This is a genomic window from Nocardia wallacei, from assembly GCF_029869545.1.
GTDB lineage: Bacteria > Actinomycetota > Actinomycetes > Mycobacteriales > Mycobacteriaceae > Nocardia > Nocardia wallacei_A.
Window position 1 is genome coordinate 1 of sequence record NZ_JARWQD010000221.1, and the last position, 15509, is coordinate 15509.

The 15509-nt window shown below is 66.1% G+C and carries 14 protein-coding genes; 8 read left to right on the forward strand and 6 right to left on the reverse strand.

Annotation, left to right across the window (positions count from 1 at the left end; all coding sequences use genetic code 11):
* Positions 1-476: 476 nt before the first annotated feature.
* From QH290_RS18855 to QH290_RS18880, 6 genes are read left to right on the forward strand one after another with little or no spacing between them, the layout of a single operon-like run.
* A complete protein-coding gene (locus QH290_RS18855) occupies positions 477-2228 on the forward strand; it encodes an acyl-CoA dehydrogenase family protein (RefSeq protein WP_280384260.1) in 1752 nt (583 codons plus the stop codon).
* Positions 2225-3460: a cutinase family protein gene (locus tag QH290_RS18860; protein ID WP_280384261.1), complete on the forward strand. Its 1236-nt coding sequence runs from the start codon at positions 2225-2227 to the stop codon at positions 3458-3460. Before QH290_RS18855 ends, QH290_RS18860 begins: the two co-directional genes overlap by 4 nt.
* Complete coding sequence (locus tag QH290_RS18865) at positions 3457-3969, forward strand: antibiotic biosynthesis monooxygenase family protein (protein WP_280384263.1); 513 nt, start codon at positions 3457-3459, stop codon at positions 3967-3969. Before QH290_RS18860 ends, QH290_RS18865 begins: the two co-directional genes overlap by 4 nt.
* Positions 3966-5135, forward strand: a complete 1170-nt coding sequence (locus QH290_RS18870) for a cytochrome P450 (RefSeq protein ID WP_280384266.1) — start codon at positions 3966-3968, stop codon at positions 5133-5135. Before QH290_RS18865 ends, QH290_RS18870 begins: the two co-directional genes overlap by 4 nt.
* Entirely contained in the window at positions 5132-6184 is a 1053-nt protein-coding gene (locus QH290_RS18875; protein WP_280384268.1) for a hypothetical protein, read from the forward strand. The genes QH290_RS18870 and QH290_RS18875 overlap by 4 nt, the downstream gene beginning before the upstream one ends.
* A gap of 9 nt (positions 6185-6193) precedes the next feature.
* Positions 6194-6670 (forward strand): hypothetical protein, encoded by a 477-nt coding sequence (locus tag QH290_RS18880; protein ID WP_280384270.1) that lies wholly within the window; start codon positions 6194-6196, stop codon positions 6668-6670.
* A 227-nt stretch (positions 6671-6897) separates the two neighbouring features.
* Here the strand turns inward: QH290_RS18880 and QH290_RS18885 are convergent, their stop codons facing one another.
* The 5 genes from QH290_RS18885 to QH290_RS18905 all read right to left on the reverse strand — a co-directional run bounded on the left by QH290_RS18885 (position 6898) and on the right by QH290_RS18905 (position 11336).
* Entirely contained in the window at positions 6898-7305 is a 408-nt protein-coding gene (locus tag QH290_RS18885) for a hypothetical protein (RefSeq protein WP_280384271.1), read from the reverse strand.
* 245 nt (positions 7306-7550) lie between these two features.
* Positions 7551-8528, reverse strand: coding sequence for an LLM class flavin-dependent oxidoreductase (locus tag QH290_RS18890; RefSeq protein ID WP_280384273.1), 978 nt, complete (start codon positions 8526-8528; stop codon positions 7551-7553).
* A gap of 13 nt (positions 8529-8541) precedes the next feature.
* A complete protein-coding gene (locus QH290_RS18895) occupies positions 8542-9732 on the reverse strand; it encodes an MAB_1171c family putative transporter (RefSeq protein WP_280384275.1) in 1191 nt (396 codons plus the stop codon).
* A gap of 5 nt (positions 9733-9737) precedes the next feature.
* Complete coding sequence (locus tag QH290_RS18900) at positions 9738-10805, reverse strand: hypothetical protein (RefSeq protein ID WP_280384280.1); 1068 nt, start codon at positions 10803-10805, stop codon at positions 9738-9740.
* A gap of 15 nt (positions 10806-10820) precedes the next feature.
* Positions 10821-11336 carry a hypothetical protein gene (locus QH290_RS18905; protein ID WP_280384282.1) on the reverse strand — a complete coding sequence of 172 codons (516 nt, stop codon included), beginning with the start codon at positions 11334-11336 and terminating at the stop codon, positions 10821-10823.
* 730 nt (positions 11337-12066) lie between these two features.
* On the opposite strand from QH290_RS18905, the gene QH290_RS18910 reads away from it, so the two are divergent.
* Positions 12067-12483, forward strand: a complete 417-nt coding sequence (locus tag QH290_RS18910) for a hypothetical protein (RefSeq protein ID WP_280384283.1) — start codon at positions 12067-12069, stop codon at positions 12481-12483.
* Positions 12484-12533: 50 nt separating this feature from the next.
* Here the strand turns inward: QH290_RS18910 and QH290_RS18915 are convergent, their stop codons facing one another.
* Complete coding sequence (locus tag QH290_RS18915; protein ID WP_280384285.1) at positions 12534-12977, reverse strand: helix-turn-helix domain-containing protein; 444 nt, start codon at positions 12975-12977, stop codon at positions 12534-12536.
* A gap of 479 nt (positions 12978-13456) precedes the next feature.
* Here QH290_RS18915 and QH290_RS18920 point away from each other — a divergent pair, with 479 nt between their 5' ends.
* On the forward strand, positions 13457-15214 hold the full coding sequence (locus QH290_RS18920) for a type IV secretory system conjugative DNA transfer family protein (protein WP_280384286.1): 1758 nt from the start codon (positions 13457-13459) through the stop codon (positions 15212-15214).
* Positions 15215-15509 lie beyond the last annotated feature (295 nt).

The window sequence follows — 15509 nt, forward strand, 5'->3', positions numbered from 1 at the left end:
CCACACATGTATAAAAACCCTTTCTCCGCGTTTGGGGTGGGGTTGGGGTGCGGGTCGGGGGTGGGGCGCGCGTCCACCGTGGCGATCAACGTGTTCAACCTGGTGGTCGGGATACTCAGCTTCCTCTGACCGGCCAGGACCTTCGGGACTGGCGATGACGCCGGTCCTGTCTCCGACACGGGGCACGCACTGGTGCGCGCCCCGTTCCGAGGTCCGCCGCAGGCTCGGGTTCGGCATTGAGTCCGGGCCTGCGCGGGCCGATTCAGTCCAGCGCGCATGAGCCGGTCGGAGTCCGCCGGGCGCTCGCCTTGTAGGCATGGCTCGACTGACTGGGGTGCGCGCCCTTGCGAAAGGCTCGCATGACTACCACTCTCTCCAACTCTCCCGGGATCCAGCCGCCGACAGGCTCCGGCGGTGACTCACCCGAATCGTCCACGGCCGCTGGGGAATTGCGTCAACTAGTTCTCGGTGGCTCGGTGAATACGCAGCTGAGCGTGCGTGATGCGGTGACCGATCTCGGTGATCGTCCTGCGCCAGAGTCGACGCCGTATGCCGAGAAGGCGAGCGCGGGCTACGAGCTGCTCGGGCGGATCGTTGCCGACCTGGGCGGATCTTCTCGCGCGATAGCCTCGCACGCCGAGGTATCGGCGGCGTTGTTCGACTGGTCGGCAATCCTGGCGCCGCGACTACTTCCCGTGCTCAGTGGGCACCTCAATCTGACGGTCGGGGCCATCGAAAGACTGGGGAACGGGTCGGCCTATCAGCGGCAATTGCTCGCCGAGCTCGACTCCATGGATTCGATGGGTGTGATGCTGCTGACTGAAGGATCGGCTGGCTCGGCAGTGACCGAGCAACAGACGCGTGCCGAGTGGCATGCCGAAGACGGCGGGTACTTCGTCTTCACCACGGCGGCGGCCGGTGCGTACAAATGGATGGGCAACGTGGGGGATCACACGCCCCGAACGGTCATCGTGACGGCCCGCCTGATTGTCGACGGCACGGACGAAGGCGTCTTTCCATTCTTGGTGCGGCTGCGTGACACGGCCGACGGCGCGCTTGCCGACGGAGTGCGGGTGGTTTCGCTGCCGGAGCGGGCCGGGGCGCCGATGGACAATGCGATGACCGCATTCATGGGTCTGCGAGCTCCTGCCGACGCCCTGCTGTGCGGTGATTGGGCACGCTGGGACACCGACGGTCGTTTCCGTTGCGATTTGTCGCTGCCGGAGCGCAGCCGTCGCGCTATCGGACAACTGCAGGCCGGCCGGGTGTCGCTGGCATCTGCTGCGGTCGCCGCAGCACGCGCGGGATTGGCCTTGACGTGGTCGTACGCCAGCAATCGGCTGACCTCGGGCGGTGTGCTGATGTCTGATCGCGATGGCGTGCAATTCGATCTGGTGTCGGCGACAGCGCAGGTGTACGCCATGACGACGCTGGCCAATGCGGTGCGGCACCGTATCGCGGCGGCCCCGGCCAGCACGGCGTCGGCGATGCTCGCGATGCTGGCCAAGCCGGTGTTGTCGCGCAGCGCCCGCGAGGTGTTGCAGACATGCCGGGAACTCGCCACGGCGCAGGGCCTTTTCAGGGTGAACCATCTGGCGGATTGGATCGACGCAGCCGAGTGTGTGATCACGGCGGAGGGTGACAACAAGCGCCTCCAGATCGCGACGGGCGGTCAGCTGGGCAGCCGCCGGTGGAGCCGGGCCGACCACGAGCGGCTCGCAGTGCGCGACGCCGACGAGGTGCTGCCGTGGTGGCACCGCATGCTGGTCGATCGCGAGCAGACGATGCTCGACGACGCGCAAGAGGGTGAATTGCACGGCGTAGTCGTCACCGGCCCGGACCGCGCTGCTATCGAGATCGCCGTGGCCGTTTCGGAGCGTCTGGCGTCGGAAGCGCTTGCGACAGCGGCGGATACGGTCACCGACCCGATTGCGCGGGCAATCGTCGACGACTTGGCCGCGGTATTCGCGCTGGAATGCGTCGACCGGCATGCGGGCTGGTTTGCTGCCCGCGGAAGGATGACGCCGGATCTGTCGATCACCATCACGAACGCTCTCGCGCGACGCCACGCTTCGCTGGTTCCGCACCTGTCGATGCTGGTCGATGCGTTCGCGATCCCCCTCGAGGTGCTGGATGCGCCAATCGACGGCGACCCCGTGCCGTGGTGGCTGAACTACGCGGGATGGCAGGACATGTCGGCCATCGGCACGCAGGAGGCGGTCCGATGAACCGTACGCGAAAGGTAAGCAGCACAGCGGCCTTGGGCACCGCGGCCGTCATGGCGGCGATGATGAACACCACTAGCGTTGCCGCCGCCGAACAGTCGGTCCCGTTGCCGGATGACTGCCCTGCGCTGGTCGTTCTCGGTGTGCAGGGCACGGGCGAGTCGTCGCCGATAGCTGATCCGATGGCCCAAACCGGCATGCTCGGGAGCGTCCTCGGTCCGATAACCGCCAGCGGCGGAGACGTTCAACGAATCTTGGTCCCGTACGAAGCGAGTTTCGGCGGGATCATCGGAACCGGCCCGGAGACAGCGCCATTCGCGGAGTCAGCGGCGCAGGCCACCGCGCGGCTGGACGCCACGGCAGCAGGCGTAGCAGCGCATTGCCCGGATTCGATGCTGGCAGTGACCGGATACAGCCAAGGCGCCGGAGTCGTCAGCGACTTCGCCAGACGTGTCGGTGCCGGTGAGGGGCCTGTACCAACTGACCGGATAGCGGGTGTCGCGGTGCTCGCCGACTGGACGCGACCGCCGGGCGGCGAGGTGTTTCCGGGCCGACCAGGGCAGCGGTCACCGGACGCGCCGCCCGGTACAGACGGCACCGCGACGTCGGAAGTGACATTCGCGCCGGTACCGAGCAGCGGCGGAATCGCCTCGGACACCAAAACTTTCGGCGATCTCACCGGGCGGGTTGCACAGGTGTGCATCGGCGGCGACCTTTCCTGCGATGCACCAGCAAACGCAGCCGTTCTGCGGGTGGCAGCCGGAGTTGCCGCCCGGACCGACTTCCGCGATCCTTTGTCGGCTGCAGCATCGGCGGGTGCAGCGTGGTCGGCCACGGTGGAGGCTGCGGTGACCCACGTCCTGCTGAACGATGTCCGTGTCGGTGCAGGTGGCGTGAATTACGCCCCGCGGGCGACGGTGTCGGAGCGGATGGCCGACGCGGCTGTTTCGCCCCATGCGGCACCGACCCCGCAGGAATCGCAAGCGGCGGCCGACGTGGCTGAGCAAGTAGCCGCTGCAGTCGCGGCTGATCCGCTCGGCCAGATCCCCCGCATCGCCGGTCAGGTGGTTGCGGCCGTTGCGCCGAATGCGGCAGTCAATTCCGATGTCGTGAACCCGGCGGTTCTGGCCAGGTACAGCGACGTCATCGCCCGCCACACCGGCTACAACACTCAGCCGCAGGTGGCGCAGTGGCTCGACGCAATGTCACGCGACCTGACGGGAGGACCGAGATGACGTCGGCCCACGGAGCTGACCGCAGCCTTCCGAGCACCGCTGTCGCCAATTGCATTTCGGCGCCCGCGGCATTCAGCCCTTGGATCAAGGAGTCGTTTGCCGCCACGCTGACCACTTTGGAGGCGGTGAGCGGCATTCGTGGTTTCCGCTTGTGTCGGCTGGCGGGTATCGCCGAGCACTGCTTGTTCGTCTCGATCACTGTGTGGGACAACATCGGTCATTTCGAACGGTGGAGACGAAGCGAGGCGTTCACCCAGGCCCACCCGGACCGCACGCGGCACCAGAAGCAGTTCGAACGAATGCAGACTGTTCGCTACGACATCGAGCTCGACGCTTCCGTTCGGCCTGGCGATATCGACACCGAGATTCTCCACCGCCTGTCTGCCGACTGTCCGGAACTCGTGCCGATAGGTGCGGTGCTCATGAACGAAATCGCCTGGACACCAAGCGGGTCGGAACCGTTCCACCGCTCGTGGGCGGACACCACCGAAGCGGAGGTGAGGCCATGAGAAGTCGGCGAGAACCGTCTGCGGACTGGATGGCTTCGGACGGCATGCCTGCCGTGGTCCGGGGCTGGCTGGCCGCCTCCGCGGACGCGGTCCCTGTGTCCGGCGACAGCGGCATTGTGATCAAGCACCCCAACGAAATTCGCCGGGTCCTGGCCAGTGGCGTCTACGCCAGCGAGACCCCAGTCCACCGGCACGTGCTGGGGAGCGTAGGCCAGGGAGGGCTCACGACGTCGCCGGCGGGGCGTCTCGGGGAGCGCCTGCTGATGTACGCGGCCACGCGGGATTACCAGCGACTCGACCGAGTCACGACAGAGCATGTCGATGCGTTGGTCGAGCGGCTGGATCGGCGAGCGGCGGACGGTGAGGAAGTCGATCTCACCGAAGAGATGAGCAGGTTGACCCTGAGTGTGATCGCGGAGCTGGCGTTGGGGTGGAATGCGGCTGACGAACTCGCCGAAGCGTTGGCGGCGGCGCGGTTCGACCTCGACAACGCGGACGGTCGGGCTGTCGGGCTCGTTCGCGAGCGGGTCGAGCAGACCCCAATCGCACGGGGCTCGGTTTTGACCGCGATGCTCGCGGCCGGACGCAGTCGTGATGAGATTGCCGCTCGAACTGCCACCATGCTGCTCGGCGCGCATCACGTAAGCGCGAATTGTCTGGTGTGGCCTTGGATTTCGCTCATCAGGACTCCGCCGGTGTACCGGTGGTGGCAGCAGCAGTTGAGAGCGGCACCGGCACTGGCGCGGGCACTGACCAGTGACGTGACCAAAGAGTCGCTGCGGTTGTTTCCTCCACACTGGTTAATGGGGCGCACCGCGGCCGTGGACATTGTGGTCGGCGGGCACATGGTGCCGGCCGGGACCACGATCGTGATCAGCCCATTTGTTACACATCGACATCCGGCGTTCTGGCGTGAGCCGGAGGCTTTCGATCCACAACGGCCGCGGCCGCGGCACCGCTACGCGTGGATGCCGTTCGGGCTCGGCGCCCGGACGTTTCTCGGTTCGTCCTTCACGCTGTGGATATCCGACATCATCTTGTCGGTCCTGGGGCGTCGCCTCCGGTTCCACTCCGACACAGCCCTCCGGGCGGTACCGCATTTCGGGGACACCCTGGTTGCGCCACCACTACCTGTGACCATCGAATCCCTGGGAGTCCGGCGATGACGCAGGAACATGACAACGCCCATAGCGACCAGCCCGATGAATACCAATCCAATTCAGTTGAAGGGCAACATTTTTCCCCGGGCGATCCGGCGGCTACGACTGATCCGGGCCATGGGCGACCGCAGGCCGACGGACAGCAGGGGCAAGGGACACCGGAATGGGTGTCGTTGTATGGGTTGACGTTGCCGGAGGGGCGACATGCGGACGGCCGCGACCGACTTGCCATCGAATGCCGGACCGCGCCGGGCGGAGCCGATGAGCGCGCTCGGCACGAGTTGCTGGTACGCGCCGCAGCCGCACCCAGCGTGTGGGAATGGGAGTTCGTCCGACGCATCCGAGCCGAGGGAGCGGCGATCTGGGCCTGTGCAAGCGTCGCTGGCTCAGTGGACAGATACGCCGTGCAGCTCGACGGCGCCGCACGACCGTACACGGACACCGCGCTGGGTGCCGACCTGATTTTGCCTGTGCTACGCGGGGATTGGGACATCTGCGGCCACGCCCAGGCGGAGGCCGCGGCCGAATGGCGGAAACAGCGACGCAGGACCGCATTCGACCGGGACAGATTGTGGCTTTCGGATCCAGTGGTGTGGACGCGAATGCTCGCCGATGCCGAGCAGTTCACACGCTGCCTGCGAACGGTCCCTGCGGACGAGCGGATGGTCTGGTCGCACGCAGCAGCGCGGACAGCGGGTGTGTCTGCTGTCTGGGCGGGGCGGATGCAGCCCAGCTTGGCCACGAGCTTCACACGGCTGGCGAGGGTATTGGGCTGGTCGGCCGGTGAGTGCGTGTCGCCGGTCCCGATCGTGTGGGACAGCCGTTTGAGTCTGGGACACGTGGCGTTCGGGCTGGCGAATTTGGATTCGTCGCTGCCCGATCGGCCATGTGAGCAGCTGTTTCTGCTGTTGCAGTTGATCGGCGCTGTGGTGTTGATCGGCAAAGCTCATCGCGCGCGGGGGGAACTTGCCCGCTGGCGAGCGATCGATGACGCGACCGGATCGCTGACGGAGGTGTGCCGTGAACTGCACGCCCGCGCACTACGCAGAGATTAGGGGAACGAGATGACAACAGAGATCGGATCGTCGGTGATCGGGGCATCGATCGATGCCGCACGGGCAGTGGCGCGCGGCGGCGCGGGCCTCGTGCTGGTGCTGCGGCGCGAGGGGCAGACGGCGGCCGTACTGCACTGGCAGGTGGGAGCTGACGTGTCGGTTGCCGAGCCGGCGGCAACGGTGAGAGCCGACGAGGCCGTGCTGATCGTCGTCGGGTCTCCCCGGGCCGCAGCGCCGCTGATTGCCGCGGTGAGCACGACCTACGACCAGCTGGATCGCAGCAGGGTCGCGGTACGCGCGGTCCTGCACGTGCGGAGGATCGAAAGCGGTGCAGCGATCTGGGATCTGATGGGGGCTGCCGATGGCATCGTCACAGACCCGGAGCCGATCCCAGAGCCGCGCGGAATCAGGCGCGCGGTATCGCGGATACTGTCACGCACGCCGGGTTCACGATCCAATCCCCGTGTCCCACAGCGATTCCGATGACACGGGTCGTGCTGGCCGAAGCGGCTCGATCCGGCGACTTTGGTTCCACGTGTGGACGTCGCAAGGCAGCGAAATCTCAGGAACCGACTGCGTCAGTCTTGTACGCCGGGGATTGGACACCCACCCCCTGCACGATGCGGAGAAACCTGCGGTCGTCCCCCGTCCACGCCGGGAGTCGACGATCGCACCCATCCCCGCGCCCACCCTCACTTCGCGACTCTGAGCGCTCAGTTACGTCGTGCCCCATCGCCATTGAGCCCTCGGAGTCTCTGGGCGATCATCGTCAACAGCTCCGCCAGGTATTCGATCAGCCGGTCGAAGTCACCGGAAGTCGCCTCCGCGAACACGTGCTCGGCCTGGTCGCGATCGTCGTTGGCGCGGGCAGCCATCATCCGCAACCCCCACATCTGCCTTTCATTGGCCCCCGGAAAGGTGTCGGGGACGAAGGCCGGCCTCGGCGGAGGAAAGACCGCGAACAACGAGTCAATCCACAACAAGACGGCCCCGGGAATCGACTCTTGCGGCTCCTCGCTCTCCAGCAACGCCTTCACCGCCGTCATTGCTTCCCAATGATTGCCCCCGACCATCGCTTCCAACGCGTCACGCGCACGGATCTGCCACATCGGATCATTCAATGACTTACTCCCCCTTGGCCTTCGGGCCACCGAGCTTGTGTGACGATCGGCGCCCACGTTTCGGTACCAGCCGAGACTAACCGATCTTCGCCAACGGCACCCGACGCTTTGGCCGCCCGAAACGAGGGACAGGCCCGGGAGACCTCGATGTCGGGCCGCACCGGTCGGATTTTCTGGGAGGGCCGAGTCACCGGATCCTTCTGAGCGTTTCGAGCCCCGCCTTCCGTCGTGTAATGGCGCCGGGTTTATCTGGCGGGCAGCAGGCGGTGAGCAACGTGGTTCATCAGCAGTTCGTAGGATCGGCGCCGATCATTGTGGTCGTAGACGTCGGTTTTGATCATCAGCTCGGTGGCGCCGGTCACATCCAACAGCGCCTGGAGCTTGGTCGTGACGGTGCTGGGCCCGCCGACGAGCACTTCGGTCAGGTCAGCGCCGGCGCCGTTGGTGTATCCCTGTGCTGCTGCGGTGTGCGGGCTGGGCAATCGGATCGGGTGGCCCTGCCGTCGGCGGTCGGCTCTCATACGCAGCGGTGCGGCGAGCCATTGGGCGTGCTCGTCGGTGTCGGCGACGATAGCCGCCACGCTGATCATGATCTCTGGCGCCTTGCGGTCTGCGGATGGCTGGAAGGCGTGTGTGTAGGTCTGGATGGCGTTGGTTGTGTTCGCGGGTTTCAGGTGGTGCGCGAACGCGAACGGAAGCCCGAACTCGCCAGCGACACGGGCGGTGTAGTCGCTGCTGCCGAGCATCCAGATAGAGGGCCGGTTCCCCGCAGCTGGCACCGCCGCTACCCGGCCCTCGTCACCTTCGGCATCGAAAAGGTCCATCAGCTCACGGATCTGCTCGGCAAACGGCTTGGACGTACGGTCATGTCCGCTGCGCACGCGATCGGCGATATCGCTGGGACCGCCCAATGCACGACCGAGCCCGAGATCGATGCGTCCCGGGTGAAACGCCTCCAGCGTTCCGAACTGCTCGGCCACCACCAGGGGGGCGTGGTTGGGCAACATCACGCCGCCTGCACCGACGCGCAGGTGCTGTGTCGCCGAGGCGATGCGGGCGACCGCGACCGCTGGAGCTGCGCTGGCTACTCCCCGCATGCCGTGGTGCTCGGGCAGCCAGTACCGGTGATAGCCGAGATCGTCGGCCAGGTGCGCGAGGTCGACGCTGGAACGCAGCGCCGCGGCGGCGGTCGAGCCCTGCACGATGGGAGCGGTGTCCAGCACCGAGACGCGGACCCTATGAGGTGGGGACATCCGACTGCACACCTTCCTGTGGCGACGCGGTGTCGAGCTTGCTCAGTTCCCGATCAACCATCAGCATCCATCGGGCCCGCTGTCTCCAGTCGCCGACATCGGGTTCGATCCGTGGATACGGAGGTGCGAGGGTGTCGGCGGCGGCCGGGTCGCGAACCGATCGAAGGGCTGCCGCGATCATGGCGGCCGCCACCTCGGGGTCACGGGCGTCGCCGCTGGCCGGGGGCGCGTAGCGGCTCAGTTCGGCGAGTGCGTCGCTGATCTCGCTGGTGACGTTCCCGAAGGTGGCGTAGCAGGTGCGGTTCGGCGCGTCGTGAGTGAGCCTGATGTAGGGAACCGCCGCGGTCAGGGTCTGCCACAGCGGTGCCAGTTTCCGCGCGTATCTTCTTTGACGGGCCAGGTCAGCACGCCGGAGAACGCTCACCACCACGCCGGCCAGCGGGATCAGCGCCAGCCCGACGGCGACCGCGATCTGCCCGCCGAGCTGGCCGACCGAATAGACCACGCTGAAGAACGCCGGTTTGTAGCCGACAACGGCGACAGCAACCACTTTAAGCAGAGATATTCCGTCGACACCGATGGCCATCAACGCCGTGCCGACGATCACCAGCAAGATCGCGGCTCGCATCCACGGGTAAGTCACATGGGACCGATACCGCCACGCCCGTACTCCGCCGAGGAGAAAGATCGCTAGTGCGTAGCCGTCGATGCTGGTGACCAGAACGATGTTCTGCCAGGTCGTGTAGTCCTCCAGCTGGGCGGGATGGTGCCAGGTCCCCGGCGGTGCTGTGACGGTGACCAGCGTCTGAATGCTGATGGCGAGGATCAATAGTCCGATCTCGCGGCGCGCCTGGCGTATCTGCGCGGGCGTCGGACGGGCCTGGTGAGGATTGACCAGGACGAAGAACACGGCATAGGCGCAGGCCATCGACATCCAGCAGCCGTTGACGAAGGGGCTCCACGCGATGCCGAAGAAGTCTCGGATGGAGTCCCGGGCGGGGGTGTCGATGCCGATGGTGGCGATGACCGCGAGCAAGACCAAACCGGGCGTCAAGGCTCGCAGTTGCACGTTGTCGCGGTGGGTGACGAGCTGGCCGACTTCCCAGACCGCGATCAGGATGAGCAACACCGCTTTCGCCCACCGCAACGCCAGTTCGATGCTGTCGACGCTCACCGCCGTTACGTCCTGTGGACGCGGAGACCGAACGCAGCAGCGAGGGAGTGCTCGGCGTGTCCCGTCTCGACGAGTCGATCGGGTCGGCGCCGACGGAGAGTCATTTCCGCCAGGATCCGCGCTCCGGTTTCGGCTTCCCATTCGCGCTGGTCGCTGTACATGCCCGCGGGCTCGGTCAGCGTCGAGTCGCCACCGAGCGCGTCGACCCCGCAAACAAGCGATTCCCCGCTTCCGATGTGATGCCGGAGTAGGTGGATAACCTCATGGCAGATGATCAAGGTCCGTTGGGGTGCGGGCGCCGCCTCGTCACAGAGGATGAGATCGGCCCGGCGCTTCGAGACCAGATGCCCGATCGTTGTAGTTGCGCCGAGATCGACGGCACGGATCTTGATCGCCCGGCCGCGCTGTCGAGAGAGCCTGTCGCAGAGCACGTACGGGTCCAGCGGCATCGGCACCGCAAGGTCACGGACGAGACGCTCACACCATTCGCGGAGCTGCTCGACGCTGAGGGACTGGGACTGTTCCACTGGCCTCCCCGATTCATCTTCGCTGTCAGCGTCGGGTCCATCGTTCCACAACGCGATGTGCGAGGGGTTGCGGAAGTTTGGCGGTGCGACATCGACATCGAGGATGGGCGCTCGGACAGTCGGCCAGGCATTGCTCACCTGGCTACTGAAACGGGCGTCAGCGGTGTCGGCGGTACGGCACAACCGGTAGGCCACGAACCCGCTGCGGCGAAGCACCTCGGCCAGGATTCGGGCCCGCAGTCCTGCGACGACACTCGGATCGTCACCGAAATACGAAGGGGGAACCCCGAATACAGAGGCGATCACACGTAGATGCTGCTCGGTGGCGTGTCCGCCTGCGCGAACTCGAGCGATCATCGCCGCCGCTGTCGCCGGGTCGGCACCTGTGGCGTCGGCAACGGCCTGGCCCACCGTCTCGCTGCTGTACGGCCGCCACCAGAGTTCACCTCTTGGTCCCGGAATCCATTGGCCGACAACATCGAAAAGCCAATTGAGGTGTTCGGCAATGCTGCTCGATGCAGCATCGTCACCGCTGCTGCGGGTCATCGTGGCACAGCCGGATCAGCTGTCGGCGTTCTCGTCTTCCTCGTCGTCGAGCAAGGCTTTCGCGAGTGCCCGCATCATCGAGGCTTGCTCGCGGGCGGCGGCAGGGTTGCGGGTGCCGCGATGGGCTGTGCTTGTGACGCCAGCCGCGCGCATCGCGCGTTGTAGCTCACGCCCGGCGGTCAGGAGGTCCTCCTCCGCTGATCGCTGAGCGTCGAGTTCGGCATGCATCCTGGACTCGCGCTCAGCCAGCTCCCGCTCGACTTCGGCGGCCACGAGCGGATCAGTGAAATACGCGGTGCGGACCCCGAAGAACCAAGCCAGCGCATCGAGCGTCTTCAGGGTCGGGTTCGCCTTCACGCCGCGCCGAAGCTCGCTCAAGTGGGACTCCGACAGCTCCCGCCCGGCACTTCGGCATGCGGTGACGACCTCCCGGTTCGACCATTTACGGCTTAGCTCCTCCGGAGGGCGCACCACCTCGAACAGGCGGTTGATGCGCTCGCTCAGCGTCGCCGGCGGGGCGACACTGCTCACTGGCTCATGTTGGTTCGTTGGTTCGTGTTCGGTGGTCATCACATTCCCCCGGGCGTGTGGACAGCGGTGCTGAGAATTGAGCATGCCATGCACCATGCTCCGCACACCAGCGTTCCCGGTGGCCGTGATGTCAAACCCAACCACCGCTACAGCGAACAAGTCGACTGCCGTACACTCGATCAGTTACGCTGAAATACATAGCCCCTTCGGTTCGCAAAGGTCGGTTCTCGGTGGATCTTGTCAGACAACGGCACGCCCGAGACCGTCATGCCGCGACGACGGGCAGATGGGCTGACCCAGTCGTTGTGCACTGTGGTCGGATTCGGCCATCCGGCGGCCATACCCGCGTCAACACCGGCAACTACTTGATGACTCGCTGGCGTTGTGATGTCCCTCCGTGAGACCGCTACAGCCCTGATCGGCGTCGACGGGCATCTATACACACCGCTGGGGACGCAGCCTGGCTACCGGGCGTTAGACAGGGAGCGCGGGGGCTGTCGTCGTTCTAGTGACTGCGCACGTCCACGTTGTCATGACCCGCCGTATGCAGTGTCGCATCACAGAGGGGAATCGTCGGTGACTGCGAGCCGACGACGCTTGGATCCAATTTCGGTGCTCGGGGGAGGATGTAAACCAATTGAACGCATTGGAGCACGGTCCAGCAGCCGCGAGTGGTGTGCGGCGATTCGAGTTGCTCACTCGGTCGCTGGCGTTGCCCAGGGATTGGACCGTGCCGGATCTCACGAAATCGCTTGAACGCGAGCGGAAACAGACGATCGTGTGGATGCCACTACCGGAGCACGCTCCGTCCGGTCTGTGTGGTCTGGAGTTCTACCGGCGCGATACAGCGGTGGTGTTCCATCAACGGTCTGCGGATCCCTCGCACTATCGGCGAGTGATTGCGCATGCGGCGGCACATATGCTGCTCGATCACAACCGGGACAGCGCGGTTGCACCGGTGGTGGCAGCTGCGTTGCTGACCGGCGAGGGTGATGACGTGATCGACGCACAGGACATCGAGTCGATTTTTCCCGGCGAGGAACGCAGACGAGCTGAGGCTGAGGCCGAGGAGCTGGCCAGCTTCCTCCTCGAGCAGCCTGGATGTTGCGCTGGGGCTCAGCGTCGACATACCGCCCATGACAGGTGAGAAACGCTGGGGCTCAAGGTGGGGAGCTGGGGCCGTAGACGGAGGCGGCCTCAGTCTCCGGGGTCCGGTTGTGAGTTGAGCCGGTCGATGAGCTGGTCGATGACGTGCTGGGGAAGGACGAAACCCCCGGAGTGTTTGCGGATTACCACGTCGGTGACGCCGAGCCGGTCCAAGGCATTTTCGAACGCTCGCCGGCGCTCGTACTCGGCTTCGGTGTATGTGGGCTCGTCCGACTCGAGTCCGACAAGTTCGATGTCGCCGTGCAGTGACTTGGACGCGCTGCCCGGAACGAGATTCAATCCGGCGTCGAGCTTCGCGCACGTATCGGCGTCGGGGACCGGCAGTTGCCCGTTCTCGATCCACTGCTGCCGCTTGTCGGATGGTCCGCCGGCGAGCCTGACCTGCTTCTGTGTGCGACCGAGAAAGTTTCGCCTGGCTTTCACCCGCCGACCGAAGCGTTTCAGTTGTGCTTCGGTCACCGACGCCTGATTCATGCTCGGGATCGTACCGCTTTCCATCCCGGTTACAGGTACCGATGGGGGCCCGTAGTTCTCTGGGCTGCACGAATGCGTCATCGGCGCGATACGGACAGACCCGCCCTCGACATTCGGTTACCATTCGGTCTATATTCGGTTTAGTTTCTTATGATCGAGCGCGGTGATGGCCGTACCGGGCGAAGTATGACCTCGACAGCGGTCGCTCGCGTCGGTCATCAGCGGTCGGAACGGCTGGGGAGGTGTCGGGTGCTGAGGGCGATCGCGGTAGGTGAGCCGGGGTCGGCGTCAAGGCCGATATCTCTGCGGCGCCGGTGCAGACAGGGCCGCGGCGGTGGCCGTGCACCGGAGTTCGCTGCCCCGGTACGGCGGCGGGTGGCAGCGAGTCGGCATCGGTGGAGTCCGCCTGCGTTCGGTCGAGGGAGGTTGTAATGCCGGGGTCACGGTCGATGACGCCGATGCCGCGGCGCGCGGATGGTGTGAGCCGGCTCCAGCCGACCGAGATTCTCGCATTGACGGCGGGGGGACTGGCGGCGTTGATCATTGCTCCTGGTCTCGCGGTAGTGGGTTCTGCATGGCTGGCCGGTCTGCGCGGTTATGCGGCGGCGAAACATCGCCGGTGGTGGTTGGCCCTCACTCCGGAGCGGTGGTGGATGCCGTGGAGTGCGGTCGCGGGCGTGGCGGTGGTCGCCGGGTCGGTGGCCTGGGCGTTGTCGCTGATACGCGATGGCCGCTTCGACGCGCTGGTGGTTCCTGCGGTGGTATCGCTGCTTGCTGGTGCCGTCGCCGCGCCGGGATCGTTCGTGCTGGCGCGGCGGCGCTTGCGCCAGCAGGTGCTCGAGGGCCGTACCGAGGACGTCCTCGCAACTGCACAGGTAGCCGATGCGGTGCGCCGCGCTGACGACGAGTTGACGGCGCGGTCGGTCGGGGTGAGCCTGCACGAGCACACCGTCGAGGTCCGGGTGATCGACCCGACGTTGCGAATGACAGCCCCGGTGCCGGTCGAGGTTGATGAGCAGATCCGTTACGGCATAGGCGTGTTGATGCCCGAGGATCGGCTGAACGATTACGAGCGATCGGCGCATTTCACCGCCCCAGGTTGTGACCTGCTGCTGGTTCCACGAGTCGCCGGGCAGACCCGGGCGCTCATTATCGCCGGGTCCGGTACCGGAAAGACCGAGCTGATCGCCGGATTTCATGCAGTCGCCAACCGGTCGGGGATGACCAGTGTGCTGATCGACCTGAAGGGCCGGGCGGACGATGCGCAGCGGTTCGGTGTCGACGCCCGCGCTCAGCGGGATTATCTGGGTGCGGCCGCGGATGTGCGGATCGAGCGCGGCGGCTGGGATCTGTTCGACTGCGGCCGTGACCAGTTGCTGGAACGGTTGATGTTTCTGGCGCCGAAGACCACCAGCACCGATTACTACACCCAGCAGATGCATCGCGTGCTCGACATCGTGATCGACGGCCGGGGCGCGCGGCCGCTGGTGCGGTCGCTGGATGAGCTGTCGGAACGGCTGGCGAATCCGGTCAAACATCTGGGCGCGACACTCGCGGCGCCGATCACGGTGGAGAACAAGCATGGTGTGACCGACTGCAGCGAAGTGGGTCAGAAGGTCGATGCCATGTTCGCGCCGATCCGCGAGTACTTGCCGAAAACCGGTGAGGGATGGAGCTTTTCGAAGCTCGCGCCAGGGTCTGCGACGGTGGTGTCGCTGTCGCCGGTGCTGCGTTCGGAGTTGCTGCTGGCCAATCTGATGCTGCGCGATCTGCGGGACCTGCTGGTGGAGCGGGCCCGGTCGACTTCCGATACGCGGTTGCATCCGTTGTCGGTGACGGTTGATGAGTTCCCGCAGATGGTCGAGGAGGGTGTCGACGCGGCGGAGGAAGCCGCCAAGATCCTCGAGACCTCGCGGGCAGCGCTGGTCGATCTGATTCTGGCCGGCCAGACCATCGAAGGATTCTCGCTCAACGCGATGATGCAGCGTCGGCTGCTGGGTGCGGGTGTGGCGGTGCTGCTGGGCCGGTCCGCGCTACCGGACACCGTGGCCGAGGCCGCCGGTACCCGGTGGCAACTCGAGGCGGCCGGAGATCCACACGGCTTCTCGCTGAGCAGTGCACGCGCCCAGAACACCTTCCAGATCCCGCCCCAGTATGTGCGCCGTATGCATACCGGCACGTTCTGGCTGCTACACGAAGGCGCGGTCGCGCGGTTCCTGGTCTTTCAAACCCGATAGTCGACGAAACATAGTGAGCAGGAAGGAATTTCATGTATACGAGACTCACCGTCGCGACGGTGGCACTCACGTGCAGTGTGTGCGTGGGTGTTACTGCCGGGGGGGGGGGGGGGGCCCCCCCCCCCCCCCCGCCCCCCCCCCCGCCGCCGCCCCCCCCCCCCGCCCCCCCCGCGGGGGGGGGGCGGGCCCCCCACCCCCCCCCCCCCCCCACCCGCGCCGCCCCGATCCCGGCGAGCAGACCCCGGTTCCGCCGCGGGGGCGGCCGCCGCCGGATCATCGGCCGCCCGTCCCGACG